Annotated in this window: 24 protein-coding genes; 16 read left to right on the forward strand and 8 right to left on the reverse strand. The window is 50.2% G+C overall.

Annotated features, from left to right (window positions below):
- Positions 1–55 precede the first annotated feature (55 nt).
- Entirely contained in the window at positions 56–286 is a 231-nt protein-coding gene (gene pptA, locus RFN81_RS09440; RefSeq protein WP_338539458.1) for a tautomerase PptA, read from the reverse strand.
- Positions 287–479: 193 nt separating this feature from the next.
- Between pptA and RFN81_RS09445 the strand changes: the two genes are divergently transcribed.
- From RFN81_RS09445 to RFN81_RS09470, 6 genes are all read left to right on the forward strand, one after another.
- A complete protein-coding gene (locus tag RFN81_RS09445; protein WP_264498828.1) occupies positions 480–1,304 on the forward strand; it encodes a mannosyl-3-phosphoglycerate phosphatase-related protein in 825 nt (274 codons plus the stop codon).
- 30 nt (positions 1,305–1,334) lie between these two features.
- Positions 1,335–2,552, forward strand: a complete 1,218-nt coding sequence (locus RFN81_RS09450) for a glycosyl transferase (RefSeq protein WP_264498928.1) — start codon at positions 1,335–1,337, stop codon at positions 2,550–2,552.
- A gap of 294 nt (positions 2,553–2,846) precedes the next feature.
- Positions 2,847–4,031 (forward strand): pyridoxal phosphate-dependent aminotransferase, encoded by a 1,185-nt coding sequence (locus RFN81_RS09455; protein WP_264498829.1) that lies wholly within the window; start codon positions 2,847–2,849, stop codon positions 4,029–4,031.
- Between the two features lie 254 nt (positions 4,032–4,285).
- A complete protein-coding gene (gene ydfG / locus RFN81_RS09460; RefSeq protein WP_264498830.1) occupies positions 4,286–5,035 on the forward strand; it encodes a bifunctional NADP-dependent 3-hydroxy acid dehydrogenase/3-hydroxypropionate dehydrogenase YdfG in 750 nt (249 codons plus the stop codon).
- 320 nt (positions 5,036–5,355) lie between these two features.
- Positions 5,356–5,706: a DUF1283 family protein gene (locus tag RFN81_RS09465; RefSeq protein WP_264498831.1), complete on the forward strand. Its 351-nt coding sequence runs from the start codon at positions 5,356–5,358 to the stop codon at positions 5,704–5,706.
- A 186-nt stretch (positions 5,707–5,892) separates the two neighbouring features.
- Complete coding sequence (locus tag RFN81_RS09470) at positions 5,893–6,186, forward strand: DUF1161 domain-containing protein (RefSeq protein WP_264498832.1); 294 nt, start codon at positions 5,893–5,895, stop codon at positions 6,184–6,186.
- 110 nt (positions 6,187–6,296) lie between these two features.
- On the opposite strand, the gene bioD is transcribed toward RFN81_RS09470, so the two are convergent.
- The 3 genes from bioD to RFN81_RS09485 all read right to left on the reverse strand — a co-directional run bounded on the left by bioD (position 6,297) and on the right by RFN81_RS09485 (position 9,388).
- The gene (gene bioD, locus RFN81_RS09475) at positions 6,297–6,962 is read right to left on the reverse strand and encodes a dethiobiotin synthase (RefSeq protein WP_264498833.1); all 666 of its coding nucleotides are present in this window, start codon (positions 6,960–6,962) and stop codon (positions 6,297–6,299) included.
- Positions 6,963–7,095: 133 nt separating this feature from the next.
- A complete protein-coding gene (mlc, locus tag RFN81_RS09480) occupies positions 7,096–8,313 on the reverse strand; it encodes a sugar metabolism global transcriptional regulator Mlc (RefSeq protein ID WP_264498834.1) in 1,218 nt (405 codons plus the stop codon).
- 178 nt (positions 8,314–8,491) lie between these two features.
- Positions 8,492–9,388 carry a LysR family transcriptional regulator gene (locus tag RFN81_RS09485; protein WP_264498835.1) on the reverse strand — a complete coding sequence of 299 codons (897 nt, stop codon included), beginning with the start codon at positions 9,386–9,388 and terminating at the stop codon, positions 8,492–8,494.
- A gap of 113 nt (positions 9,389–9,501) precedes the next feature.
- Here RFN81_RS09485 and RFN81_RS09490 point away from each other — a divergent pair, with 113 nt between their 5' ends.
- On the forward strand, positions 9,502–10,770 hold the full coding sequence (locus tag RFN81_RS09490; RefSeq protein WP_264495619.1) for an MFS transporter: 1,269 nt from the start codon (positions 9,502–9,504) through the stop codon (positions 10,768–10,770).
- A gap of 162 nt (positions 10,771–10,932) precedes the next feature.
- Positions 10,933–11,868, forward strand: a complete 936-nt coding sequence (tus, locus tag RFN81_RS09495; RefSeq protein ID WP_264495620.1) for a DNA replication terminus site-binding protein — start codon at positions 10,933–10,935, stop codon at positions 11,866–11,868.
- Positions 11,869–11,951: 83 nt separating this feature from the next.
- Here tus and tnpA read toward each other — a convergent pair whose 3' ends face one another.
- Both tnpA and fumC read right to left on the reverse strand, forming a co-directional pair.
- Positions 11,952–12,389, reverse strand: coding sequence for an IS200/IS605 family transposase (gene tnpA, locus RFN81_RS09500; protein WP_039509114.1), 438 nt, complete (start codon positions 12,387–12,389; stop codon positions 11,952–11,954).
- A gap of 256 nt (positions 12,390–12,645) precedes the next feature.
- Complete coding sequence (gene fumC, locus RFN81_RS09505; protein ID WP_264495621.1) at positions 12,646–14,043, reverse strand: class II fumarate hydratase; 1,398 nt, start codon at positions 14,041–14,043, stop codon at positions 12,646–12,648.
- 242 nt (positions 14,044–14,285) lie between these two features.
- Here fumC and manA point away from each other — a divergent pair, with 242 nt between their 5' ends.
- From manA to RFN81_RS09520, 3 genes are all read left to right on the forward strand, one after another.
- The gene (gene manA / locus RFN81_RS09510; RefSeq protein ID WP_264495622.1) at positions 14,286–15,458 is read left to right on the forward strand and encodes a mannose-6-phosphate isomerase; all 1,173 of its coding nucleotides are present in this window, start codon (positions 14,286–14,288) and stop codon (positions 15,456–15,458) included.
- 85 nt (positions 15,459–15,543) lie between these two features.
- A complete protein-coding gene (locus tag RFN81_RS09515) occupies positions 15,544–17,094 on the forward strand; it encodes a YdgA family protein (RefSeq protein WP_264495623.1) in 1,551 nt (516 codons plus the stop codon).
- Between the two features lie 119 nt (positions 17,095–17,213).
- Entirely contained in the window at positions 17,214–18,191 is a 978-nt protein-coding gene (locus RFN81_RS09520) for an arsenic resistance protein (protein ID WP_264495624.1), read from the forward strand.
- Positions 18,192–18,324: 133 nt separating this feature from the next.
- Here the strand turns inward: RFN81_RS09520 and RFN81_RS09525 are convergent, their stop codons facing one another.
- On the reverse strand, positions 18,325–19,317 hold the full coding sequence (locus RFN81_RS09525; protein ID WP_264495625.1) for a bile acid:sodium symporter family protein: 993 nt from the start codon (positions 19,315–19,317) through the stop codon (positions 18,325–18,327).
- Positions 19,318–19,429: 112 nt separating this feature from the next.
- Positions 19,430–20,476, reverse strand: coding sequence for an oxidoreductase (locus tag RFN81_RS09530; protein WP_264495626.1), 1,047 nt, complete (start codon positions 20,474–20,476; stop codon positions 19,430–19,432).
- 329 nt (positions 20,477–20,805) lie between these two features.
- Here RFN81_RS09530 and ydgT point away from each other — a divergent pair, with 329 nt between their 5' ends.
- From ydgT to rsxD, 5 genes are all read left to right on the forward strand, one after another.
- The gene (gene ydgT / locus RFN81_RS09535; RefSeq protein ID WP_264495627.1) at positions 20,806–21,021 is read left to right on the forward strand and encodes a transcription modulator YdgT; all 216 of its coding nucleotides are present in this window, start codon (positions 20,806–20,808) and stop codon (positions 21,019–21,021) included.
- 219 nt (positions 21,022–21,240) lie between these two features.
- Positions 21,241–21,822: an electron transport complex subunit RsxA gene (gene rsxA / locus RFN81_RS09540; protein WP_264495628.1), complete on the forward strand. Its 582-nt coding sequence runs from the start codon at positions 21,241–21,243 to the stop codon at positions 21,820–21,822.
- Positions 21,819–22,397, forward strand: coding sequence for an electron transport complex subunit RsxB (gene rsxB / locus RFN81_RS09545; RefSeq protein ID WP_264498929.1), 579 nt, complete (start codon positions 21,819–21,821; stop codon positions 22,395–22,397). Before rsxA ends, rsxB begins: the two co-directional genes overlap by 4 nt.
- Entirely contained in the window at positions 22,390–24,387 is a 1,998-nt protein-coding gene (gene rsxC, locus RFN81_RS09550; RefSeq protein WP_264495629.1) for an electron transport complex subunit RsxC, read from the forward strand. The genes rsxB and rsxC overlap by 8 nt, the downstream gene beginning before the upstream one ends.
- Positions 24,388–25,443, forward strand: a complete 1,056-nt coding sequence (gene rsxD / locus RFN81_RS09555; protein WP_264495630.1) for an electron transport complex subunit RsxD — start codon at positions 24,388–24,390, stop codon at positions 25,441–25,443.
- Positions 25,444–25,451 lie beyond the last annotated feature (8 nt).

The raw sequence follows: 25,451 nt of genomic DNA on the forward strand, positions 1-25,451 counted from the left end.
CCGCTGATCTCACCGATTATCGGCTTTTCATTACTTACTATCATAAGACATTAATTTAATACGAATATCCCGGTTTTTTTGCCAATGTTGCCAAGTGCGGCTTGATAAAGGGATCGTAAACCTCGTCCTTCCAGCGTTCGGGCGGAATTTCATGCAGCGCGACAGAAAGTGCGTCGTTAGAAGAACCAAAGTGATGCTTAAGCACCGCCGCAAGATCTTCAGCAACGGCTCTTTTCTCCTCTTCAGACAGGTTCCTGGGAAAATATTTGGCATCGATATGCGGCATGGGGTTGTCCTTTTAGTCAGAGTATTACGCTATTGGTGAAAGTGCGCATTATCACCTAAACTTAGCGCGTGCAGGTAGTCACGTCCGCTACTATCATGAAAATAATACCTCACTGATACATCTTGCCCTTTCTGATTAACGTTAATCGCCCATCGTTACTCTCTGTTTATCCACGATAAAACATGGAGAACCTATGCCAATTTGCAAGACAAAACTGATTATTTTTAGCGATCTCGACGGATCGTTGCTTGATCATGACACTTATCGTTGGGATGCCGCCCAACCGTGGCTGAGGCGACTCGCAGACGAGGAGATTCCGGTCATCATTACCACGAGCAAAACCGCTACTGAGGTCGAACCCTTGCGTACAGCGCTTGAGCTAGAAGACTATCCCTATATTGCGGAAAATGGCGCGATGGCCATATTGCCAACGGCCTGGCGATCTCACCCAGATTATCCGAAAAAAAGCGGTGGCGCTCCCTACTCCGCTATCCGTCATCAGTTAATACAACTGCGTTCATCCGGCTTCCGTTTCCAGGGATTTGGCGATATGAACAGCGTAGAACTCGCTGAAATGACAGGGCTAACGGCACAAGCAGCGGAACTTGCTCTACGGCGTGAGGCCTCTGAACCTCTACGTTGGCTGGATGACCCTGATAAGTTGCCCGCATTCCGTGAACAACTGGCGCAGGCGGGTTTCTCTCTGACGCAAGGTGGGCGCTTTTACCACGTGATGAGCGCACAAACGAGTAAGGGCCGCATGGCCAACTGGATAAAAAAACAGTATAAGGAGAAATATGGACATTCCGTCAAAACGCTCGCCCTCGGCGATGGCCCTAACGATGTGTCGCTGTTAAGCGAAGCAGACTATGCCGTGTTAATTAAGGGCAAAACGCATCAAATTGTTAGCCTGCCGGAATCCTTTCGCGGTGAGCAGTATTGTACGCAGAATTCTGGGCCTCAGGGATGGACTGAAGGATTGCAACATTTTATTGGTAAGCGTTATTTCTCGGCGTGAACCCAAAGCCAGATAGCATGGGAGTATATGATGAGCGAATTTTATCAAGATGGCATTATTACTAACCTTCACAACCTTACACAGCGCAGCACGGAAGAGCTGGAGTATGAACTACAGGTATTTTCCGGGCAAAACACGATGGGACTGATTCTACCCTCGCTGTATTCTGAACTGGAAGGCCCGGCGCTGAGTCACATTATCGATCAGCTGTCCCAGGTTTCCTATTTGGGTGAGATTGTAATCGGTCTGGATCGTGCCGATAGACAACAGTTTTTGTACGCCCGCCAGTTTTTTTCTCGATTACCGCAACGTCACCGAATTCTGTGGAACGATGGCCCACGATTAAAAGCGCTCAGTGACGAACTGGCAGAACAATCGCTGGCACCGCAGGAGCCAGGCAAGGGGCGCAATGTCTGGTTTTGTGTCGGCTATACGCTCGCGTCACGTCGCTCTACCTGCGTCGCCTTACACGATTGTGACATTGTCACTTATGATCGTGCTATGCTTGCCCGTCTGTTCTACCCCGTGGCAAATCCGCACTTTGGTTACGATTTCTGTAAAGGTTATTACGCGCGTGTCGCTGAGGGACAATTGAACGGCCGCGTGGGGCGTTTATTGGTCTATCCGTTACTGAAATCGCTGCAAAAGGTTTACGGGCATTCTGACTATCTGGATTACATGCGCAGTTTCCGCTACCCCCTTTCCGGTGAATTTGCCATGCGCACCGCTATCCTTGATAACCTGCGAATCCCTAGTGACTGGGGATTGGAAATCGGCGTCCTGTCTGAGATTCATCGCGGAACAGCAACCCGCCGTATCTGCCAGGTCGATATTGCCGATCGCTATGATCATAAACATCAGCCTATGTCTGAAGACGATCCCAACGCAGGCTTGCAGCGCATGGCAATGGATATTACCAAGGCGCTCTATCGTAAGCTGGCGATCCTTGGCGTCAACATTACTACGGATTCTTTCCGCGTTCTACGCGCGACCTACTATCGTACCGCGCTGGATATGATTGATGCCTTCGAGCATGATGCGCGTATGAATGGTTTAAGCTTTGATCGACATAAGGAAGAATCGGCGGTGGAATTATTTTCTGACGTCATTACCTTATCAGGCCATGACTATAGCGACAGCCCCGGCGACAAACCTTTTGTACCGAGTTGGAATCGCGTACAGTCGGCTTTCCCCGACATTCTTGACCGCTTATACGCTGCAGTGGAAGCCGATAATCAGGACGAATGATTTCCGCGACCTCATAGCGCAAACGCATCATGATGCATCATTCTATGTGTCATGGTGGATCTCTCCTTCTTCATTAATGGCAATCCCATTAATTTGATTTCAGGATGAATGAATTAATTTTTTTACAGTAAATCACTATAGAAAAAGAGAATACATCCTGTCATACGGGAAAATGCGGCGTAATGTAGCGTCTTCCCTCTCTTTTACAACTTAAAGGAAATAAACTGATAAAGAAAATTGGCGCACTTTATGCTTTAGCTCTTCTGCCACTATGAAACTAAGGAGAGTATTTAGATGAATTTTTTAACTAATGGAAACGAGGTGTTAAACCCGAAACGCAGAGCATTATTAAAACTTTCTGGCGCTTTGTTAGGGACGGCCGCCGTCACGACCGGCTTAAGTTCACGCGTTTTTGCGGGAACTCAGCCTGAAAATCAGGCATTTACACCGCCGTCGGTCGATCGCCCCATCCGTATCAATTTCAACGAAAATCCATTAGGCATGTCGCCTAAGGCGCAAGCCGCCGCACGTGACGCGGTCGTAAAAGCTAATCGCTACGCGAAGAAGGAGATTTTGCAACTTGGCAATAAACTGGCATCGCATCACCAGGTTGCAGCGCCGTCGATTTTGTTAACCGCGGGATCGTCAGAAGGTATCCGGGCGGCCATTGAAGCCTATGCGACTTTGGATGCCCAACTGGTTATTCCTGAGCTGACCTACGGTGATGGCGAGCACTTTGCCAACATTGCTGGAATTAAGGTGACTAAAGTTAAAATGCTTGATAACTGGGCATTTGATCTTGAAGGATTAAAAGCAGCCGTTGCCAATTACAGCGGCCCTTCTATCGTTTATCTGGTAAATCCTAACAACCCAACGGGCACGATTACGCCTGCGGATTTAATCGAGCCATGGATTGCCAGCAGACCTGCCAATACAATGTTTATTGTCGATGAAGCCTATGCGGAGTTTGTGAATGATCCGCGTTTTCGTTCGATTTCGCCAATGATTGCTCAGGGGGCGGATAACATTATCCTGCTCAAAACGTTTTCCAAAATACATGCTATGGCCGGGATGCGTGTGGGTTATGCCGTCGCGCATCCTACGGTCATTGCGATGATGGGAAGGTATGTCGCGGGGGAAAAAATCAATTTCCCTGGTGTTGATGCTGCGCTCGCGTCTATGGATGATGCAGCATTCATTACCTACAGTAAAAAGAGTAATGATCTCTCGCGCCAAATTTTACTCAACGTGTTGGATGAGCTGAAATTGCCTTACTTGCCATCAGAAGGTAATTTTGTTTTTCATCAGTTGATGGTGCCACTCAAAGATTACCAACAGCACATGGCAGAGGCAGGCGTGCTAATCGGGCGCGCTTTCCCGCCAGCAACTAACTGGTGTCGTATCTCGTTAGGCACGCCACAGGAAATGCAGTGGGTTGCCGATACCATGCGTGCATTCCGTCACAAAAATTGGATTTAATCTTTCTATACAATACCGCGTTGTTACGTTGTAACAACGCGGACATCCGGCCTTTTATTTCCTTAATACCTGCACAGGCGTGGCTTCCCTAGGTTTGAACTCATATTTCATAGTTTTGAACTCATAATTGTTAGATATCTGACCTCTGTCTTGAAAACCAGGGTAACGCTTGACCAGTAGAAAATTGCACGGCTAAATGAACCCATGCCTTTTAGGCGACAATAGACATGAAACGAGTCAGGGAGAATATGAGCATGATTATTTTTGTTACGGGCGCGACGGCGGGGTTTGGTGAGTCAATTACACGTAAATTTATCGGTGCGGGTCACAAAGTGATTGCGACAGGTCGCCGTCAGGAACGCCTGGAAGCGCTAAAAGCGGAGCTCGGTGAAGCACTATACCCCTTAAAACTGGACGTTCGCGATCGTAAGGCGATTGAACAGGCCGTTGCTACACTGCCAGCCGAATGGCGAGCGATTGACGTGCTGGTGAACAACGCCGGGTTAGCGTTGGGGCTGGAACCGGCACATCAGGCGTCAGTTGACGACTGGGAAAATATGATCGAAACCAATAATAAAGGTTTGGTGTACATGACGCGCGCGCTACTCCCTGCGATGGTGGAGCGTAATGTCGGCCACGTGATAAATATCGGTTCTACCGCGGGGAATTGGCCATATGCAGGCGGTAATGTATACGGTGCAACTAAAGCTTTTGTCCGCCAGTTCAGTCTGGGGTTACGCGCCGACCTGTTTGGCACCCAGATTCGCGTGACGAATATTGAACCCGGTCTGGTTGGCGGAACCGAGTTCTCGTCCGTACGTTTTAAAGGCAATGATGAAAAAGTCAGTCAAACCTATGGCAACACAACGCCGCTGACGGCAGAAGATGTGTCCGAAGCCGTTTTTTGGGTTGCGACCCTGCCCGCGCACGTTAACATCAACTCACTGGAGATGATGCCGGTTAGCCAATCCTTTGCTGGTTTGTGCGTACATCGAGAAAGTTGATCGCGCACTGCTAAAGGCCCATCCCAGTGGACGTAATTGGCAAGTAAAATAGCCCCAATGGGATGGGGTCTACATAGCATGGATGCTATTTTATGCCTTTCTATAAGGCCGCATTTCTTACAACGTGGTGCTTCACCGTTGTTATAGAGCCGTTGAAGCTGGGGCGATATACTCTTGGTTAAAAGCACTCTCCATTTGGCTCAATGCATGAAGATGGTAGTGAACGGCAGTCGCTGTTTATTGTCTATCGCTTACCGTGTATGTTGAGTGCTCTGCAACATAGGCGTCGGTTTTTATCATTCGTTTTGTTAAGGTGAAACATGAATCATTACTCCTTTACTTCGTTTATCCGGGCTTTTATCCCGCTTTCGCTGGTTATCGTTTCCGTTATGGGGCAACCTGCCGCCCGAGCAGATACGCGCCATGTGATTATCGACTCTGGTGATAGCGCGCTATCAAAAGAAGCCGCACGCCAAAGTAAAGAACAGTGGGATTCAACCCACTCGCTGCGTAACAAAATTAATAGCCGCGTTGAGAAAGAATTCGATAAAACCGAAAAGGCCATTGATGGGCGCGAAAAGTGCAATGCCAGTTTTAATGTCAACGCCTACTGGGAAAGCACAACCGAACGTTGCCTCGATCGTCGTACCGGCCGTCCGGTCACACCTTAACCTTAATATGTCCCCACGCTTTATGGCGTGGGTTCCCCTTTTACTTCGAATTCGCCCACCTTGAGTAATACGCCGCAGAATTTAACGATGAAGGCTATAGCGTAGAGGTGCAACACAGTGCCCTTTTCGCGTTATTTTCATCATTTGATATACTCAAAGAGACATTTCACAGAAAAGGATCAAAAGATGCAAAAGATCGCCATTTTGGGTGCCGCGTTATTCATGGTCGCTCCGTTAGCTGCACAAGCATCTTGCGAGAGCGTGAAAGAAGATATTGCTCAAAAAATAATGGCCAACGGCGTTCCCGAATCCGGTTTTACGTTGGATATTGTACCGAATGACCAAGTAGATCAGGCTGGCGGTCAGGTAGTCGGTCACTGCGAGAATGATTCTCACAAGATCGTCTATACCCGCCATATCGAGAACGATGCCAATTCTGCTTCAACGACAGGTGAAAGTGAACCAACAACTATGCCGTAACCTTTAGGCCGTTAATCCTTAGGACAACGTTAAAAGGCGCTCAGCGCCTTTTAACGAGCACTGCCCGGAACCACAAAATGGCACGTAACATAGCCTAATGGGATAGTGTCTTAATCGCCAATAGCGGTAAGATCGATATATGATGAGAGATCGCGTTGTTCTGCGCGCGGTAAATAAGGTAGTTCACCCAACTGTGGCGCGGGTATTTTTCTGCGTAACACGTTAATCACTTCCGCATAATTTGCCAGCCCAGGATTAATCCGGTTAGCAACCCAGCCGACTAGCGGCAATCCATCATTGATGATCGCTTGCGCCGTCAGCAGCGCATGGCTGATACAGCCCAGCTTAATGCCGACAACCAGAACTACTGGCAACTGTTCCTGTACAACCCATTCTGAATACGGCCGTAAATCGTTCATGATGGTGCGCCACCCTCCCGTTCCTTCTACCACCACGACATCGGCCATCTCGGTCATGTGCTGTAATCCCTGCGTCATCGCACAATAATCGATGCTCCCTTCACTGATGCTAATTTCATCTTCTAGCAGTGCGATGGGATTAACCATGTTATAAGGCAAATCCAGCGTGGAGGCCGCCTGTAACAGCAGTGCGTCTTTATTACGCAGACCGGCCTCCGTCTCTTTGCACCCTTTTGCTATCGGTTTATAGCCCGCTACGGTTTTATTTGCCAACGCCAGTTTTTGCAGTAGCGCCTTGGACACCACCGTTTTGCCAACGGCAGTATCCGTACCCGTGACAAAGATACGTTTCAACATGGAATAACCCCAGACCACCTGAATCCCCAAAAACAAGCACTGCCAAAATGCTTTCCAAGCGTGCAAGTCTAGGCTATGCCTCATTCAGGCAATTTGCGTTAGCGCAATGTTTTGTAGCTCTATCTGCTCACAATCACCCTTGTAGCAATTTAACCAATAGAGAACCATTGTAGAGTGCGTCTTTTACCAGCGCGGCACCGGGCATCGTGCCTTGATTGTAGAATCGAGTCGCTTCTACCTGAATGTTATGGCTATAAGGTGGGAATGACTGCTGCTGAATACAGCCAAGGATGGCGGGATGCAAAATGGTGGCGGCTTTATTCAAAGGTGAGCCCACCAGAATTTTATCGGGATTAAAAAGATTCACCATAATCGCGACAATGCGTCCGACATTATTGCCAACACCGTTAATGATATCTCTGGCCAAAGCATCGCCCTTAAGCGCCGCGTCGCACAGATTCTCAACATTTAGCGGTGAAGCGTGCAAAAGCGAACTCATCGACGTATTCATACGCTGTTGCGCTAATTCCAGCATATTTTCCGTACTGGCTACCGTTTCCAGACAGCCATGATTGCCGCAATAGCAACGTTTGCCATAGGGATCGACCTGAGTGTGCCCGATTTCGACCAGATTGCGACTGCCAGCGTGCAGGATACGCCCACCGGTAATCACACCGACGCCAACGTTATGATCGATCACCACCTGAATCACATTTTGGCAACCGTGCGATGCCCCGAACAGCGCTTCAGCCATCGTCCAGGCGCAAATATCGTGCTGCAAATAAACCGGCAGCCCGGTACGCTGTTCCAGCACTGGGCCTATTGCCATGTCCTCAATGTCATAAAACGGCATCCGATGAATAACACCTTTGGCGCCATCGATGATACCCGGTGCGGTAATTGCAATGGCGGTTAATCGTTCCAGGCGTCGTTGGTGACGGATAAAAAACTGATCGATCTCTATCAGAATACGCTCAAGGAGCGGTTGAGGCGCGGAGGCAGGGAGCGGGACATCATCTTCCACCACGAGCTTACTGCTGAGATCGCGTAGCGCCAATGAAATGATATTGTGGCTAATGCGCACGGAAAGATAATGCCATGCCTCAGTATCCAGAACCAGACCGATCGCGGGGCGTCCTCGGCTCCCAATGTCCTGATATTCCGTTTCTTGGACCAGATGCGCTTCCAGCAGTTCGCGAACAATTTTCGTGATACTGGCTGGCGCAAGTTGAGCGCATTTGGAGAGTTCGATACGCGATATCGGGCCGTACTTATCGATTAGTCGATATACCGCCCCGGCATTCATTTGTTTAATTTGATCGATGTGTCCTGGTTGACCGTCGGCAATCACAAACCTAGCTCCTACGCATTCGCACTATTGCTGGCACTGCGGTTAAACATGAATCTCTCTTCTTGCAATTCGACTATTTTCACGCTGCAAAATAAAAAAACTGCGCACATGGTGGGACTTTTCATTAAAACCGTCAAATATTTGATTCGTTATGTGATTTAGTCCGCATATTTAACGCTTATTGGTTCAGCATCAGCGATACCAGCACATTGGCCGCCACACTTTGCGGATGATGTCGTGCCGTAACCAGCCAGACTTCCGTCGTCGCGTCTTCTTCTTGCAGTCGTAAATATTTCACACCATCAACCCGGATGCGCGAAAATGACGCCGGCAAAATGGACACGCCCAAGCCAGCTGACACCAACCCGACAATGGTCATCGCCTCACCGACTTCTTGTGTAATGTAAGGGCTGATGCCGTAGCGTTTTAGTAGCGTCAGCGTGTCATCGTACAATGCGGTACCCACCGCGCGCGCAAAGAAAACGAATGGCTCGTTAGCCAGTTGTGTAATGCTAATCGCCCTTTCCAGAGCCTGCTGAGCTAATGGGTGGGATTCTTGTACCACAGCGATTAACGGTTCACGCAATAGCAACTGGTGATCCAACGCGTCGGGGAGTGGATTGTTGCGCATAATACTGATGTCGATCTTACCATTTAGCAGCGGTTCAATTTGCTGCTTAGTGTTAAGTTCAATCATCTGAATATGGACTTCCGGGTAGTTTTGACGAAACCGCAACAGGCTGTTAGAGATCTTTTTGATGAATGGCGCAGAGGACGTAAAACCGACGGTGAGTTCTCCTATTTCGCCACGTTCGATACGTGAAGCTCGCTCTGCCGCTTGCTCAACCTGAGTGATAATCGACCAGGCTTCTTTTAAGAACATAGCGCCTGCCGGTGTGAGCTGGACATTGCGATTGTTACGCGCCAGAAGTTTTGCCCCCACCTGTGCCTCCAGTAGCTGAATCTGCTGGCTTAATGGCGGCTGCGAAATGCGTAATCTTTCGGCGGCCCGCCCAAAATGCAGTTCTTCAGCGACCGCAATAAAATAACGAAGGTGACGAAGTTCAATATTCATATTTTATAAATATCAATCATGATTATTAATATATTATACAAAACAATATCACGCTTTTATGATCGTCTCACTGTCATTTCATTCTTGATTGCCCTTTTCGCTAAGGAATTACTGTGAGTAACCTGCCATCTTCTGTACCACATCACTGGCCTCTTCCTACGGCCGAAGGTACAGATGACGCTGCCCCGACACCGTCAGGGAAAACCCCGTTTATTACGCGTGGTACACCGCAATTTATGCGCGTCACATTGGCGCTGTTTTCCGCCGGGTTAGCAACATTCGCTTTGCTGTATTGTGTTCAACCCTTATTGCCGCTGCTGTCGCAGGATTTCGGCATTTCCCCTGCGGCCAGTAGTTTGTCGCTTTCTGTTTCCACGGCAATGTTGGCTTTGGGATTGCTGTTTACTGGCCCCCTTTCCGATACGATTGGTCGTAAAAATGTGATGGTAGTGTCGATGATGCTGGCTGCCATCTGTACGGTGGTCTGCGCAATGATGACCAGTTGGAACGGCGTCTTGATCATGCGTGCGATGATAGGTCTGTCTCTCAGCGGTGTGGCGGCCGTGGCCATGAGTTACTTAAGTGAAGAAATTCATCCCAGCGTGTTGGCATTTTCAATGGGACTCTATATTAGCGGGAATTCAATTGGCGGCATGAGCGGGCGTCTGGTCAGCGGGGTTGTGACCGATTATTTCCCGTGGCGGATTGCTGTTGGCACCATAGGCGTACTGGCGCTTATTGCGGCAATAACCTTTTGGCGTATTCTGCCTGAGTCACGTCATTTTCGTCCGGGCTCCTTGCGCCCGAAAACGCTGCTACTTAATAGCAAATTGCACTGGCATGATGCAGGTTTACCGCTGCTGTTTTTGGAAGGTTTTCTGTTAATGGGTGCTTTTGTTACCCTATTTAACTATATTGGCTATCGCCTTTTGGCTCCCCCCTATCTTCTAAGTCAGGCGTTGGTCGGCTTGCTTTCTGTGGTCTATCTCACCGGTAGTTATAGTTCTCCGAAAGCCGGTGCATTAACATCCCGCTTCGGGCGTGGCCCAGTGCTAAGTAGCGCTATCCTTCTTATGTTAACAGGGTTGGGAATCACGGCGTTGGCGCCATTATTTGCCATCTTTATCGGAATGATGCTGTTTACCGCCGGTTTCTTCGCTGCGCATTCGGTGGCGAGCAGTTGGATTGGTCAACGCGCGAGACGTGCCAAAGGACAGGCCTCCTCCATGTATCTTTTTTCTTACTACCTGGGATCGAGTCTGGCTGGGACTATCGGCGGATTTTTCTGGTACGCATTTGGCTGGATGGGCATCACTTGTTTTCTGAGCACCCTCCTAGTTATCGCCCTGGGCGTCAGCCTGGTACTCAAACACCGTCTTTAAGAAAGATAACGACAGAATTCAGGGAAACGCCATGTGTTCAGGGCGCTTCCCCGCTATTCTTCCAACCTTTTTACCTGCTGGAAAGTGAGGATTAACACTATTGCTAAGGTGGAGTTTGTTTTGTACAAACATGAGTATGTTGTAACTAATGAGTTTTAGCTAATGAATCGCTACACATTAATCGAACGGATGAACCGCTGTTTTCAGTCGTTAGAAGAGAAACTCGCGCTCCTGCAACGGCAATTTTCAACCTACCGCTTGTTGGCCGGCCGCGTTTATGCGCTTCCCGCTATCGAAAAAGGAACGGAGCATGATCCTATCGAGCATATCCCTGTCACACAGTATGTTGGACAAGCGGCCTGCGAACGCGGCTTACGTCATTTTCAGCGTCTATTTATTCATCACTATCCAGAAACGCTCAGCAGTAAAAGCGCCGTGCGATTGCCAGGGGCGCTCTGTTTTGCCGTCAACGAGGCAGAGTATCAGCAAGCGAACGCACTGGTAGGCGAGATTAACCGACTAAAAAAAACGCTAGAGCACATTATTACTGTCGAAGCAGAATTGGCGCCAGAGCAGCGTTTCGAATTCGTCCACATGCATCTGAAAGGATTGATTACGCTTAACGCTTATCGTTCGTTGACGCTGATAACTAACCCCGCCTCCGTCCGTTTCGGCTGGGCGAATAAAAACATCATCAAGACAATGACACGGGTGGAATTACTGGAGAAGCTGACCAAAAGCCTACATGCGGCGACACAGACCGCCCCATATAGCAAAGCGCCACGGGCAGAGCAGATAGAACAGGAAATAAACGCCATATTAAAGTTACCGGATAATGCCGTGTTGAAGATAAAACGGCCGGTAAAAGTGCAGCCTATCGCCCGCGTCTGGTATGCCGAACAACAGAAACAGGTTCAGCACCCCTGCCCGTCCCCGCTACTTGTGCTTTGCCAACAGGAAACAGGCAGCAATGTGCCAATTATCGGCGAGCTCCATCCCTATGACGCTAATAACATCAAGCATAGGCATAAACCGCAAGCCGCCGCACTTCGTCTGGTCATCCCGCGTTTGCATCTCTATACCGATGCGCCGGAATAACAGTAAAAATCCGCCTTCATAGAAGGCGGCTTTGATTTCGCCCCAGAGGGGCGTACTAAGTTCGGACTCCTAGAGCCCTCTCTTCACAGTTCATGAAGTGATAGTTGTTTCTCTTCTACTTCATGTTTTTCTTGATACTTTACATATTTACGAATCATCTCTGAGTTCACACCTACGGTGTCCACACAGTAACCTTTCGCCCAGAAGTGATTTCCCCATAATTTATGCTTACGCAGGTAAGGAAATTTACTGAATAACCTTATCGCTGTTCTTCCTTTAAGGTGACCCATTACTTCTGATACCGATAGCTTCGGCGGTATTTTTACCAACAGATGCACATGATCTATTTGCACATTTAATTCAACTATCTGAATTTTTAGCTGTTCACTTAGGATCCAGATTTGTCGATAGACTTCTTTGCCTACATTACCCTTTAGTATTCGGAAGCGACATTTAGGTGTCCAAACGATATGATATTGACAATGCCACAGCACGTGGGAAGCTTTTTGAAACCTGCTCATGTTTAATCTCCTTATCAGTTGTGGGGACAACAGATAGGGATTTTGGCATGGGTAGGTTTTTACAGGCAGAGCCAAAACCAAGCCGATAACCACGTCCACAGGACGTGGTTTTTAGTTAGCAATCATAACCACCCGCATAGCGGGTGGTTTTATGTTTAAGACTCTAACGCGTCTTAAACTGGCTAAAGCCATAAGAAAAGCGTGCGAGTAGCACGCTATCGGCAGGCTTTGTGATTACACGCTGATGTCGGCGCCACTATACTTTCAGGCTGCCTACCATCTGCTCTGGCCGAACCCATTCATCAAACTGGGCTTCGGTAAGATAGTTCAGTGCGAGCGCCGACGCTTTTAACGTCAACCCTTCTTTGTGCGCCTTTTTAGCAATTTCAGCGGCTTTGTCATAGCCGATATGCGTATTCAACGCCGTTACCAGCATCAGCGACTCATTCAGTAGCTGATTAATGCGATCTCGATTCGGTTCAATGCCTACCGCACAGTGCACATTAAAGCTCTTCATACCATCGGCCAGCAGCCGCACCGATTGCAGAACGTTATGAATGACCAAAGGACGATATACATTCAGTTCAAAATTACCGGACGCGCCGCCGATATTCACTGCGACATCGTTGCCCATAACCTGACAACACAGCATCGTTAATGCTTCACATTGGGTTGGATTGACCTTCCCCGGCATAATAGAACTCCCCGGCTCATTTTCAGGGATGCTTAACTCACCGATACCACAGCGCGGCCCGGAAGCCAGCCAACGCACATCGTTCGCGATTTTCATTAACGATGCCGCCAGCCCTTTTAACGCACCGTGTGCGTGTACTAATGCATCGCAGGTAGCCAATGCTTCAAATTTATTCGGTGCTGAAACAAACGGTTGACCAGTGAGCGTGGCCAGTTCTTGCGCTACACGTACTGCATATTCAGGATGCGTATTTAACCCCGTCCCCACGGCGGTTCCCCCCAGGGCGAGTTCACACAAGTGAGGCACACTGTTTTCGATGTGCTTCAGATTATGCTGCAACATCGCCGCCCAGCCGGAAATTTCCTGCCCTAGTGTCAGGGGGGTCGCATCCTGTAAATGCGTTCGCCCGATCTTGACAATATCTTTAAACCGCTCGGCTTTGGCGACTAACGTCGCGTACAGCGCTTTCAATTCAGGGATCAGATGCTCGTTGAGCGCGACCACCGCCGCCACATGCATAGCCGTTGGGAATACGTCGTTGGAACTCTGGCTTTTATTGACATCATCGTTAGGGTGCACCATGCGGTTGTTGCCCCGCTCTCCTCCCAGCAATTCACTGGCGCGGTTAGCCAACACCTCATTCATATTCATATTACTTTGCGTGCCCGATCCCGTTTGCCATATGGCTAATGGAAATTCTCCGGCATGTTTGCCGGCTAATACTTCATCCGCGGCCTGAATGATCGCATTGCCGCGATCGGCAGGCAGAAGCGAAAGATCCATGTTAACGCGCGCGGCGGCACGCTTAGTTTGTGCCAGCGCAAAAATCAACGCTCGCGGCATCTTCTCCTCAGAAATACGAAAGTGTTCCAGCGATCGCTGCGTTTGTGCACCCCATAACCGTTCAGCGGGCACCGCGATTGGCCCCATTGAATCTTTTTCACTACGAGTCGGGCTCATGACTAATCCTCTTAAATACACGTTTAACGAGTAGAAATTTTGATTCACATTGCTTAAATGACGCTATCTCACCCGATAACGCTTAATGTCAAACTCACTTACTGGCCGACTAACACTGTCTGGTATCACGCTACATAAAACATTACCATGAAACGAAGAAGTTCAACGCCGTCAGAATCACACAAGTAATTAACATTCAAAATTACATAGATTAACAATTAATGGAATAGCGGGAAGCCGACATGCAAAAAATGCTCAACTGCATCCAACACTATGCCTGGGGCAGTAAACACGCGTTAACTGAGCTATATGGGATTGATAATCCAGAAAATTTACCGATGGCTGAACTTTGGATGGGCGCGCACCCCAAAAGTAGTTCGGCGCTTGTTGATGAAAAAGGCAACATCCGTAACCTACGCGAGGCGATAGCGGAAGACCCATCTGCCTATCTGGGCGCGACGATCGCACAACGTTTTGGCGAATTGCCTTTTCTCTTTAAGGTGTTATGCGCGGAACAGCCGCTATCGATTCAGGTTCACCCTAATAAATTAGCGGCAGAACAGGGGTTTGCGAAGGAAAATGCCGCTGGTATCGCGCTGAATGCGCCTGAGAGGAACTACAAAGATGCTAATCACAAGCCGGAGCTTGTCTACGCATTAACCCCTTTTCAGGCCATGAATGGATTCCGGGAATTATCTGAAATTGCGCGTCTACTGACACCGGTTGCTAGCGCTCACCCGTCAATCGCGGCGTTCTTACAGCAGCCGGATACCAAGCGACTCGCGATGTTATTCGCTAACCTACTGAATATGGAAGGCGAGCAAAAATCCCGGGCACTCGGTGTGTTGAAAGCCGCATTGAACAGTCAGGATGATGAACCCTGGGCCACAATCCGTGCGATTACACATAACTATCCCGAAGATAATGGGCTATTTTCGCCTTTGCTACTCAATGTCATTACGCTTCAGCCTGGCGAAGCGATGTTCCTGTTTGCGCAAACACCGCATGCCTATCTGCAAGGCGTGGCACTTGAAGTGATGGCGAATTCAGATAATGTGCTGCGCGCCGGATTAACGCCAAAATACATTGATATTCCAGAACTGCTCGATAATGTTATCTTTGAGGCCAAGCCAGCAAATCAACTGCTGATGATGCCGCATCGTCAGGGTAATATGCTAAATTTCCCTATTCCTGTGGATGATTTTGCTTTTTCGCTGCACGAACTGGGGAAAATTCCGCAAACGCTCAACCAGAACAGCGCCGCGATCGTCTTTTGTATCGACGGCCATGCTGTACTGAGAAAAGATGGACAGCAGCTTGTACTGCGTCCCGGAGAATCCGGCTTTGTTTGTGCCAGCGAATCACCCATCACTATTGAGGGACAAGGGCGTCTCGCGCGCGTGTTTAACCAATGATGGATTCTGTACACCGACGCGCCTTGAAGAAAGCGATCGGCGTTTGCGTTAGAACACGCATTTTTTTACTAAAGGATGAATAAGAATGAAAAAGTCGTTAGTCGCCGTAGGCATTATCGTTGCTCTGGGTGTCGTTTGGACCGGTGCATCCTGGTACACTGGCAAACAATTGGCGCAACATATTGATGATTTCACCGATACGCTGAACACCCAACTCAAGCAACGTTATCCCAATGCCGGATTGAAGGTCGTCTATCGCGACTACCAGGGTGGCATATTCAGTAGCACATTGGCCTATGTTTTACAGGCGGATGGCACGGCCAAGGGCGCACAACTCCTCGCGCCAGGTGAGGAAATTGTCTTCAATGAGACCGTGTCTCACGGCCCATTCCCACTGGCGCAACTTAAGACGTTCAACATTGCTCCGGCAATGGCGTCAGTCCATAGTGAGTTGGCCAACACGCCGGCCGTCCAATCCTGGTTTGAACTCACTAAGAACAACCCCGTCGTGACGGCCGAAACCCGTATCGCCTATAGCGGTGATACCACATCACTTGTGACGTTGGCCCCCATCGACCAGCAATCGCCAGAGCAAAGCGTCTTCTTTAGCGGAGCGCAAGCCGAGTTGGATATCGGTCACGATCTGCGTAGCAGCAGGTTGGATACCGCCATCGCTAGCATGAAAATGGAGAGAAAAAACGCCTGGGGTCAAACCGAACGCCTTGATGTCAGTGACTTCATTATTAAAGGAAACAATCAAAAAGGTAAATTCGATCTGGATCTTGGCAATAGCGACCTGTCATTGAAAACGCTGACGTTTGCCGTTGAAGGCGACGATCCCGTTACCGTCAACAATTTATCACTGCAAAGCCGCGTCACGGAAGATGATAAAAACCTGGCGGGTAACCTGGTAGTCTCGCTAGGATCGTTAATGATCGGCGATCGTAATCTGGGAGCGGGAAATATTAATGTGTCCCTCTCGCAACTGGATGGCGCCAGCACCAGGCAGTTCCTCACCGCCTACCAAAACAACGTGCAGAAACTGTTGCAAGATCCTACCACGATAGATCCTGATACTTATCAAAATGAGATTGCCCTGACGGCACGGCAATACTTGCCGCAGTTGCTAAAAGGCAATCCTACCATTGAAATTGCCCCGATTAGCTGGAAAAACAGTAAAGGCGAAGGCACATTCACGCTGGCGTTAAACTTAACCGATCCGTTGCAAAACACGGACAACGCCGTTAACGCCACGGTATCAGATGAAGAAAAAATCATCCGTCAGTCGGTCAAAAAACTCGATGCGACGCTCAAGGTTCCGCTCGATATGCTGGCAGAGTTAATGGTACAGTCGCGAGCGAAACCCGCTAACGATGAAGAATATAAGCAAGCGATGTCTACGGCGCAGCAGCAGGCTAAGCTGATCGCGGACATCGGCCAGATGAATCAGATAAGCGTGACGAAAGATAACGCGATTACCAGCTCGCTACACTACACTGACGGTCAAGTTAATTTTAACGGTAACAACGTCTCGTTAGCCGATTTCATTGCCCCTTATTTTTCTCTTCCAGCGCAAGAGCAAGAAACATCACAACCTGACGCGCAACAAGCCCCTATGGTTCCCCCAGCGCAATGATTTACAACGGAAAATTGGCGCAACTGGATTAAACAGTTCGGTACATTGAAACGCCCGGTGGCGGCCCTGGCAGCCACCGTTTTCTGCCACAGCTTCTTGATATTCCCTGTATAGAGATTATGTCTACGTTCAAAACCTTTCTTGACGCTCATCAGGCCGCATTATATGCCATCGCCGTGATAGCTGCGGTTGCTACGGCCAGCATATTACCGGAAACCGTATCGTGGGATGTCGCCATTAATCCGGCGTTAGCGCTAATGCTGTTTCTCACGTTTCTGCAAGTTCCATTGACGACCATCGGTAAAGGTCTCATGCCATCCAGATTCATCGGCGCGCTGCTCACGGCCAACTTTATCGTCATTCCCCTGCTCGTCGCCGCGATGTCGTTTTTTCTCCCCGCAGATCCACTGGTAAAGCTAGGTATTCTCATGGTGTTGCTTGCGCCGTGTATCGATTACGTGGTCACATTTGCGCATCTGGGGCGGGCAGATGCCACTCGTCTGTTAGCCGCGACGCCGCTTTTACTCATGTTGCAAATGTTGGCCTTGCCCCTTTACCTGACGCTATTTCTCGACCATGACGCCGCCGATCTCATTGTCTATGGTCCCTTTATCGACGCGTTTATTAGGCTCATCGCCCTGCCGCTCGCACTGGCGGCGCTGGTACAGTGGATTGCGGCACGCCAGAGCTTGGTGGCAAAAGTGGCGGACGCATTGGGCTATCTTCCGGTGCCGGCGACGGCGTTGGTTCTGTTTATCGTGGTCGCGGCTATCATTCCGCAGCTTCGTACCACCTGGGAATGGGTTTTGCTCGCCGTGCCGTTTTACATTCTCTTCGCGCTACTCGCGCCATGTCTAGGGTGGTTAACGGGCCGCGTGTTCGGGGTAGACTCAGCGAGCGGACGGGCCGTCGCCTTTAGCGCCAGCACGCGCAATTCGCTGGTTATCCTGCCGCTGGCGTTGGCGATTCCGGGTGCGCTCCCGCTGCTTCCTGCCGTTATCGTTTGCCAAACGCTAGTGGAACTGCTCAGTGAGCTTATTTACATCCGGGTTCTTCCCAGATTGCATATGCCAAGGAACGAGACCTTAAAATCGTAATCGATAGCGCTGGCAACAGGATTTTGGAGAGCTCACGCGAGACAACCAGCAGATGATCGTTCCCTCTACTTGCGCAGCGCCCTCGGTCAATTAACAACCGAGGGCGCTGTGAGTAAAGGAAATACCGTGTTTTTTATTGATGGGACGTTTCCGCTTCCTTATGTAACCGTTTGGCATAGCGTTGCGCCAGCGCGGCACACACCATCAACTGAATTTGGTGGAAAATCATCAGTGGCAGCACCATTGCCCCAACGGCCGCGGCGGGAAATAGCACATTGGCCATCGGTATCCCATTTGCCAGGCTCTTCTTCGAGCCACAGAAAACGATGGTGATTTCATCGGCAGTAGTAAAACCGAGCTTGCGGGCAACCAGCGTATTCACCACCAGCACGATAGCCAGCAGTACTAGCGAACACCCCACCACCGCCAACAATGACCAACCGTTAATTTGTCCCCAAATCCCCTCGACCACCGCTTCGCTGAATGCCACATATACCACTAACAGTATCGATGTCCGGTCAGTAATATTAATCAGTTTACGGTGCCGCTCGACCCATCCGGCGATCAGCGGGCGCGACAGGTGCCCAATGACGAAAGGCACCATCAGTTGCATGATGATAGAACCGATAGCATGTAGCGTATCCGTCTCACCACCCTGCGTGTGCATCAATAAACCAACCAAAATGGGTGAGAGAAATACCCCCAAAATACTGGAGGCCGATGCACTGCAAATCGCGGCGGCCACGTTACCGCCAGCCATCGAGGTATACGCAATCGCCGATTGTACGGTTGCAGGTAAGGCGCACAGGTAGAGAAAGCCAAGATACAGCGTCGGTGTTAATACCACGGGCGACAGCACACTCATGCCCATGCCCAATAGCGGAAAGAGAATAAACGTACTGGCAAACACCACCAGATGCAAACGCCAGTGCCCCATCCCTGAGGTAATCGCTTCACGCGACAGCTTCGCGCCATGCATAAAAAACAGCAAGGCAATCGCCGCTGTCGTCAGATATTCAAAAAAAACCTTCGTTCCACCCTGTGCTGGCAGTATCGATGCTGTCAGTACAACCAAAATCAGTACCAATAAAAACTTATCAATGCGTAATCGCTGTAACCACCCCATGCCTGATACCTTCCCCTAAGCCATTATCATCTATACACGCTAACAATACGGGCGATCCTAAGATCGCCCATTTAAACAGACCGTTAACTATCTGGAATAACGAGAGGTAAATCTAGCTATTTTTTAGTGTGAGCGCCTTTTTCTGCACATGCGAGAGCAGCCCAAGTTCGATTAGTTCCATGACCTGAATGGCCTGATGTACGCTGACCGGATTTTCCCCTTTACCCAACAACGCCGCGCACACGGCAGCATAATATGCGGGATAGTCGCCCGGTAGCGTCGTGATAGTTTGCTCAGTCGTAATGCCATCGCGTGACAACGTCAAAACGCCGTCACGTTTATCTTGCCCCCAATCCGCCAGAGGCGGACGTTCACCCGCTTTCAGACGTTCTTCCTGCGGATCGAGACCATATTTGACAAAGCTGCCGCGCGTGCCGTGCACAATAAAACGCGCCGCCTCTGCGGCAACCAACATACTGGCGTGCAGCACCACTCTGCGCTGCGGATAAATCAGCGTCGCATGAAAATAATCAATGGCTTTACTGCCAGGCCGGAGTTGCGCCATGTCTACCTGGATGGCTACCGGTAAACCGAAAAGTTGGAGTGCTTGATCCAGTAAGTGCGGCCCAAGATCGTACCAAATCCCACTGCCTTCACTGCCGTCCTCGCGCCAACGCTGGCGCACTTCAGGCCGAAAGCGGTCAAAATGCGATTCCATATACACCACATCTCCCAACGCACCGGTAGATAACAGGTGTTTAAGCGTCAGGAAATCGCTATCCCAGCGGCGGTTATGAAAAACGGACAAGACTTTCCCAACATGTTCAGCGACAGCCCGCAGCTCATGCGCTTGTGATAACGTCAGCGTGAAAGGTTTATCGACAATGACATGTTTACCCGCCTCCAATGCCTGTTTCGCCAACGGGTAATGGGTATCATTTGGTGTAGGAATGACAATGAGATCGATATCGGGATCGTTGAATAATGCCTGGGGCGCACTCTCGACGCGTAAATTAGCCCAATCCTCATGCACTTTATCAGCACGACTGCTGGACACTGCCGCCAGCGTCATCCCGGCTGTACCGGCAATCAGTGGCGCATGGAATGTTTTGCTGGCATAGCCGTAACCTAGCAACCCAACACGAATGGTCTCACTCATGACGATGCCCCTTAGCATGCGTTGACATTATAAATCCCGTTCAGTATATACCCGGGATGTACTCGCGCGTAGACAACGATTAGAAAGAACACCGCGGTCATTGCCGTTATGCGTTTAGCGTGGTCACTATTTTTGCGACTTTTATAACTTTCTCTCAATTAACAGCTACTATCCCTGCTATTCCGTTATTTATCTCCCTTAATCTGTTGTTGAAAAATTAGTTTGTTGTTGAAAAATAAGCATGATTTATTACTCTGCACCTCTAGACAGGCGTTCCGACTTGAATATACTTAGTCATCTTAACCACATAACTATTAGCTCACTTCACCATGACCGTTTATGATTACTTGCTTAAATTCAGGAAAGTAAATTCAACAGAAAGCTTGGAAAGGCTCTTTGATCACCTTAATTATTCACTGACAGATAGTCAGGAAATCATCAACATGTATCGCGCAGCTGACCATCGACGGGCAGAATTGGCAGCGGGCGGACGTTTGTTTGATCTTGGCCATGTGCCTAAATACGTCTGGCATCACGTTCAGTAATAACAAATGGCTATCTGTCGCTTAAAAGAATAATTATGCAATAATTTCTACCCAGGCGATGAGCTAAAACGCGTTTTGCGTAACAGGCTGGCGTTCTTCCGACCGAGAAACGCCACCCCTTTTCCCCTTTCAAGGGACGACAATAACCCTACTTTGGGTATGTTGTCGAAATGCCGACAATACCTGATAATAGTCTGGTTTTATTTTGTAGGCACCGTGATGACCGAATACGCATTGCTCTTTGTAAGCATCCTTCTGGTAAATAATTTCGTCTTAGTGAAGTTTCTTGGCCTGTGCCCCTTTATGGGCGTTTCCAAAAAACTTGAGACAGCGATTGGCATGGGAATGGCGACCACCTTCGTGATGACGATCGGATCGATGTTTTCCTGGCTGATCAACGAATTTATTCTGGTTCCGCTCGACATTCTCTATTTGCGCACGATGGCATTCATATTAGTGCTCGCCGTGGTGGTGCAATTTTCCGAGATGTTCGTGCGTAAAGTCAGCCCGGAGCTATACCGTCTGCTCGGCATTTTCTTGCCGCTGATCACGACTAACTGTGCCGTACTTGGCGTCGTATTGCTAAACATTAATTTGTCACATGGTTTCCTGCAATCGACCATTTATGGTTTCGGCGGCGCAGCGGGTTTTTCCCTGGTCATGGTACTCTTTGCCGCTATTCGGGAACGACTGGCCGTGTCGAATGTTCCTGCGCCGTTTCGCGGTTCTTCTATCGCGCTGATCACTGCCGGTCTCATGTCGCTGGCATTTATGGGCTTTGCCGGTTTGGTGAAATTCTGATGAATATCTGGGTTGCTATAGTCGCATTAAGCACCCTCGCGCTGGCGTTCGGGCTGGTGCTCGGCTATGCCTCGCGCCGGTTTAAGGTCGAAGACGATCCCATTGTGGAAGAAGTGGAAGCCATGTTGCCGCAAAGTCAGTGCGGTCAGTGTGGTTACCCAGGCTGTCGCCCTTATGCCGAAGCGGTCGCGTTGCAAGGTGAAAGCATTAATAAATGCGGCCCTGGCGGCGAAGCGATGATGTTAAAACTGGCCGAAAAGCTCAACATCGAGCCACAACCGCTAGAAGGCGATGCCGACGTTCAGTCTCCGGCGCGACACGTTGCCTGGATCGATGAGAGCAACTGCATCGGTTGCACAAAATGTATTCAAGCCTGCCCGGTTGATGCCATCATCGGCAGTACCAAAGCGGTACATACCGTGGTCAGTGACTTATGCACTGGCTGCGACCTCTGCGTTTCTCCTTGCCCTACGGACTGTATCGAATTACGGCCTATCGCGCCGACTCCCGCCAATTGGAAATGGGATCTCGATACGATTCCAGTACGCGTTATTCAAGTAGAACAACATGCTTAAGCTGTTTTCCGCCTTTAAAAAAGACAGGATCTGGGATTTCGACGGCGGCATTCATCCGCCGGAAATGAAGATACAATCCAGTCGTACGCCACTACGGCACATGCCGTTGCCAGAACAGTTCATTATTCCGCTCAAGCAGCATCTTGGGCCAGAAGGTGAGATCGCTGTCAGTGTTGGTGATAGCGTGTTGCGTGGGCAGCCGTTAACGCGCGGTAAAGGCCGCGCCCTGCCCGTGCATGCACCGACATCGGGAATAGTGGTCGCCATTCGCCCGCACATGACGGCGCATCCTTCAGGATTGTCCGAACTCAGTGTCATTATCGAGCCGGATGGCGAGGATCGCTGGTGCGAACGTCAGCCTGTTACCGATTACCGCGCGCAAAGCGTTGAGCGCCTGCTCGACCATCTGCATCAGGCCGGGATCGCGGGGCTAGGCGGCGCGGGTTTCCCCACCGCCGCCAAGTTACAAGGCGGGATGCATGGAATTGAAACGCTGATAATCAACGGGGCGGAATGTGAACCCTATATCACTGCCGACGATCGGCTCATGCAAGAGTGCGCAGATGACATTATTCAAGGGATCGAGATCTTGTCTTTTCTACTGCGACCTCAACGTATACTCATCGGCATCGAAGACAATAAACCAGAGGCGATTGCCGCTATACGTGTGGCCATGGGGAAGCGCAACGATATGCAGCTGCGCGTCATTCCCACTAAGTATCCGTCCGGGGGCGCCAAGCAACTCACCAAGATTCTAACCGGCAAAGAAGTCCCGTTCGGTAAACACTCCGCCACCATTGGCGTTCTGATGCAAAACATCGGTACGGTCTTCGCCATCAAACGTGCCGTAATCGACGGCGAACCGCTTACCGAGCGCGTGGTGACGCTGACCGGGGAAGCAATACGCCGGCCCGGTAACGTGTGGGCCAGACTGGGTACGCCCGTCCGCCACCTGCTGAAGCAAGGGGGATTCCACGTCGATAGGCAACCCATGGTTATCATGGGCGGTCCGCTGATGGGGTTTACGCTGCCGTCACTGGATGTCCCTATCGTCAAAATTAGCAACTGCCTGCTCGCACCATCACATACGGAAATGGGCCCCGTGGCTGAGGAACAATCCTGTATCCGCTGTAGCCAATGCGCCGATGCCTGTCCCGCAGGCCTTTTGCCACAGCAACTTTATTGGTTCAGCCGTGGGCAGGAACACGAGAAAGCCCGCAACCATCATTTGTTTGACTGTATTGAATGCGGCGCCTGCGCCTATGTATGTCCCAGCAATATTCCGTTGGTGCAATACTATCGTCAGGAAAAAGCCGAAATAAGAGCCATTGATGAAGACGCGCAACGCGCTGCACAGGCTAAAGAACGTTTTGAGGCTAAACAGGCGCGTTTGGCGCGCGAAAAGGCCGCTCGCGAATTGCGACATCGGCAGGCAGCGGTTGGTGTACCCGCGCGCGATAAAGAGGCGGTTCAGGCCGCGTTGGAACGCGTGCGTCGTAAACAAGCCGCCAGCAACGAGACCGGTTTACCGCCTTCCGCCATTATCGACGAGCCGCAACAATCCGCTACAGCCGAGTTGATCGCTGACAAGATTGATCCACGGAAAGCCGCTGTCGCTGCGGCCCTTGCCCGCGTCAAAGCACGAAAAGCCGCCCAGCAGCTTGCAGCAAACGAGGACTCGGCCGCGCTTCCCGCTTCTCATAATGAACCAGATTCCATCGCTGCCGTCAATGCGCCAGCGGCGGAAGATCCGCGCAAGGCCGCCGTTGCCGCCGCCATCGCTCGCGTCAAAGCGCGTAAAGCCGCTCAGCAGCTTGCCGTAAACGAGGATTCGGCCACGCTTCCCGCTTCTCACACTGAGCCAGATTCCATCGCTGCCGACAATGCGCCAGCGGCGGAAGATCCGCGCAAGGCCGCCGTTGCCGCCGCCATCGCTCGCGTCAAAGCGCGTAAAGCCGCTCAGCAGGCAACATCATATCAAGAGGAATAAATGGCTTTTAGAATAGCGAGTTCACCGTTCACACATAACCAGCAGACCACACAGCACATTATGCTGTTGGTCATTTTGGCGTGCCTGCCCGGCATACTGGCGCAAGTCTTTTTTTTCGGTTTCGGTAACCTTATCCAAATCGGGTTGGCGTCGGCCACAGCGCTTATTACAGAAGGCGTGACGTTGTCACTTAGGCGATTCACCGTTCGTACAACGCTGTCCGATAATTCCGCGCTATTAACCGCCGTACTACTTGGCGCTAGCCTACCGCCACTAACCCCCTGGTGGATGGTTGTCATGGCGACCGCCTTCGCTATTATTATCGCCAAGCAGTTGTACGGCGGGCTGGGGCAAAATCCTTTTAATCCTGCAATGATTGGTTATGTGGTCTTGCTTATCTCCTTTCCGGTTCAAATGACGAGCTGGTTGCCGCCTACCGCGCTGCAAACCATCCCTCTCAATTTCCATGATGCCGTTACCATGATTTTTACTGGATACACGCCTGATGGATACACGATGCAACAGTTAATGCAGAACGCCGATGGTGTAAGCCAGGCAACTCCGCTTGATACGTTCAAAACCAGTTTACGTTCCGGTCAGACAGCCACAGATATCTTGCAGCAGCCGATTTTCGCCCACTCTCTCTCGGGTATTGGCTGGCAATGGGTGAATATCGGCTTCCTCATTGGCGGGATATTTTTATTAGCACGTGGCGTTATTCGCTGGCATATTCCGGTCAGTTTCCTCTTAACACTGATCTGCTGCGCCTCGTTAAGCTGGGCGATTGCGCCTGAGCAATTCGCATCGCCGGGCCTACATCTATTTTCTGGGGCGACAATGCTTGGAGCCTTTTTTATTGCCACCGATCCGGTCACGGCATCAACCACAAACCGAGGACGCCTGATTTTTGGCGCATTGATTGGGTTGCTGGTCTGGCTAATTCGTACCTACGGCGGTTACCCAGACGGTGTCGCCTTTGCCGTTTTGCTCGCGAACATTACCGTGCCGCTGATCGACTACTACACCAAGCCACGCGCTTATGGCCACCATCGGTAAGGAGACGC

It is taken from the genome of Pectobacterium cacticida (assembly GCF_036885195.1).
Taxonomy (GTDB): Bacteria; Pseudomonadota; Gammaproteobacteria; order Enterobacterales; family Enterobacteriaceae; genus Pectobacterium; species Pectobacterium cacticida.